A 2,972-nucleotide genomic window follows, 5' to 3' on the forward strand; every position below is an offset into this window, starting at 1 on the left:
TCGAACCACTCGCGGTTCTCGAACGGGTAGTGCACCTGCGCGAACGGCATCGAGCCCGACTCGAACCAGCAGTCGAGCACGTCGGCGATGCGGCGCATCGTCGCCTTGCCGCTGGGGTCGTCGGGGTTCGGACGGGTGAGCTCGTCGATCGCGGGCCGGTGCAGGTCGTGCGGGCGCACGCCGAAGTCGCGCTCCAGCTCGTCGAGCGAGCCGTACACGTCGACGCGCGGGAAGCGCGGATCGTCCGAGATCCAGACCGGCAAGGGCGAGCCCCAGAAGCGGTTGCGGCTGATCGACCAGTCGCGCGCGCCCTCGAGCCACTTGCCGAACAAGCCGTCGCGGACGTGCTCGGGGACCCAGTTGATGGAGCGGTTGCACTCGACGAGCCGGTCGCGGATCGCGGTGACCTTCACGTACCACGAGCTCATCGCGCGGTAGATCAGCGGCTGGTCGGTGCGCCAGCAATGCGGGTAGTTGTGGACGATCGTCTCGTGGCGGACGATCCGGCCGCGCTCCTTCAGCTCTCGGATGATCTGCGGGTTCGCGTCGAAGACGAGCTGGCCCTGCCAGGGCGGGACCTCGGCGGTGAACTTGCCGGCCTCGTCGACGGGAACGACCACCGGGATGCCGGCGGCCTGACACGCGGCCATGTCGTCCTCGCCGAAGCCCGGCGCGATGTGCACCACGCCCGTGCCTTCGGCGGTGTCGACGAAGTCCGCGCCGAGCACGACGAACGCGTTCGGCGTCTTCGCGAAGAACGGGTAGATCGGGGCGTACCTCTTGCCGACCAGCTCGGCGCCGCGCAGCGAGCCGACCCGGCGCGCGCCCTCGAGCTCGGCCGCGTACTTCTCGACGGTGGCCGCGCCGAGCGCGAATCGCTTCCCGTCCTTCTCGAACAGCGCGTACTCGATCGCCGGGCCGACCGCGAGCGCCAGATTCGAGGGCAGGGTCCACGGCGTCGTCGTCCAGACCCAGAGCTCCGGCCCGCCCTCGAGCGCGAAGCGCACCGTGATCGCCGGGTCCTGCCGCTCGCGGTAGGAGTTGTCGAGACGCGTCTCGAAGTTCGAGACGGGCGTCTGCGCGGCCCACGAGTAGGGCATCACGCGGTAGCCCTCGTACAGGAGCCCCTTGTCCCAGAGCTGCTTGAACGCCCACATGACGCTCTCCATGTAGGAGAGGTCCATGGTCTTGTAGTCGTGCTTGAAGTCGACCCAGCGCGCCTGGCGGGTCACCGTCTCCTGCCACGCTTCGGTGTAGCGCAACACCGAGGTGCGGCAGTAATCGTTGAAGCGCGCGATCCCGTACTCGCTGATCGCCTTGTGGCCGGCGACACCGAGCTCCTTCTCGGCCTCCATCTCCGCGGGAAGGCCGTGGCAGTCCCAGCCGAAGCGCCGCTCGACCCGGCGCCCGCGCAGCGTCTGGTAACGCGGGACGATGTCCTTCACGTAGCCCGTCAGCAGGTGCCCGTAGTGGGGCAGGCCGTTCGCGAAGGGCGGGCCGTCGTAGAAGACGTACTCGTTCGCGCCCTTCGCGCCCGCGGGCCGCTGCTCGACGGACTTCTCGAAGACGTGGTTCGCGCGCCAGTAGCCGAGAACGCGCTCCTCGATCGCCGGGAAGCTGGGGTCGGCTTCGACGTCGGGGTAGGGCTTTGCCTTGGGCGCGGGCATCGCGAGATCCTATCGAGGGCCCCTTCGCCGCGCAAAATCGCCTGCGATTTTCGGGAGATGCGCGCGCACGCTTGCTACCCCACGCGGGTCGGAGTAACGTACCGACTAGTCGGTCGGTAGGAGCAGAGTTGACCCAGCGCGCGCCGCGGCGACAGCGACAGCCCGAGGTGAGCCGGAGCGAGATCCTCGACGCGGCGCTCGCCTGCTTCACCGAGCGCGGCTACCACCAGACCCCGATCGACGCGATCGCCGAACGCGCGAAGCTCTCGAAGGGCGCGATCTACTGGCACTTCGAGGGCAAGCGCGAGCTGTTTCTCGCGTTGATGGACCGCGCGCTGGTGCACGACCTCGAGCTCGCGCGCGCGGTGAACGCGGCGCCCGACTGGCGCGCCGCGCTGCACGAGCTCCTGACCCGGACTCCTGAGTATGTGGACCGCGAGCTCCCGCTGGTGAAGCTCTCGCTTTCGCACTTGCTGGCGACCGGCATGGACGAGGGCGTGCGCGTGCGCTCCGAGCAGAAGGTCGAGCGCTGGAACGGCGTGGTCGAGCGCCAGCTGGCCAAGGGCATGGCCGACGGCAGCCTGCGGCCGCTCGCGCCCGAGGACGTGACGCTCGCGATCGGCGCCGCGATCGCCGGTCTCACCCTGATGCGACTCACCCGCCCCGATCTCCCGCTCGCCTCGGTGTACCGCGCGCTCGAGGAGATCTTCGCGAAGGGACTCGAAGCATGACCCGCTGGTGTCTCGCACTGCTCCTGCTCTTCGCGAGCGCTGCACGCGCCCAGACCGCCGACGAGATCGTGAAGCACGCCGAGGATGCGCTGCGCGGCAAGACCGCCGAGATGAAGATGCGCATGACCATCACCACGCCGCGCTGGAGCCGCGAGCTGGTGGTGCGCAGCTGGGACGACCGCGCGCACGACCGCAGCTTCACGCGCGTGCTCGAGCCCGCGAAGGACAAGGGCACCGCCTTCCTGCGCGACAAGGACGCGTTCTGGACCTGGCTGCCGCGCGTGGAGCGGGCGATGCGCGTGCCGCCGTCGATGATGCTGCAGTCGTGGATGGGGAGTGACTTCACCAACGACGACCTGGCGCGCGAGTCGTCGCTCTCGAAGGACTACGTGCCGCGGCTGATCGGCGAGGACACGCTCGACGGCGTGGCCACCTATCACCTCGAGCTCCTGCCCAAGCCGGAGGCCCCGGTCGTGTTCGCCAAGCTCGAGCTGTGGATCGAGAAGGCGCACCTCGCGCCGCTGCTCTTCGTCTACTACGACGAGCCCGAGAAGGGCCACTACACCGAGCTGCG

General features: G+C 69.1%; 3 protein-coding genes. 2 read left to right on the forward strand and 1 reads right to left on the reverse strand.

Annotation, left to right across the window (positions count from 1 at the left end; genetic code table 11):
• Nucleotides 1-1,667: class I tRNA ligase family protein (locus VMR86_13745; protein HTO08107.1), on the reverse strand; the 1,667-nt coding region annotated here is incomplete at its 3' end.
• 167 nt (nucleotides 1,668-1,834) lie between these two features.
• Between VMR86_13745 and VMR86_13750 the strand changes: the two genes are divergently transcribed.
• Both VMR86_13750 and VMR86_13755 read left to right on the forward strand, forming a co-directional pair.
• On the forward strand, nucleotides 1,835-2,398 hold the full coding sequence (locus VMR86_13750; protein HTO08108.1) for a helix-turn-helix domain-containing protein: 564 nt from the start codon (nucleotides 1,835-1,837) through the stop codon (nucleotides 2,396-2,398).
• Nucleotides 2,395-2,972 (forward strand): outer membrane lipoprotein-sorting protein (locus VMR86_13755; protein HTO08109.1); only part of this gene is annotated, 578 nt, incomplete at its 3' end. The genes VMR86_13750 and VMR86_13755, both read left to right, overlap by 4 nt.

This window comes from Myxococcota bacterium, from assembly GCA_035498015.1.
GTDB lineage: Bacteria > Myxococcota_A > UBA9160 > SZUA-336 > SZUA-336 > VGRW01.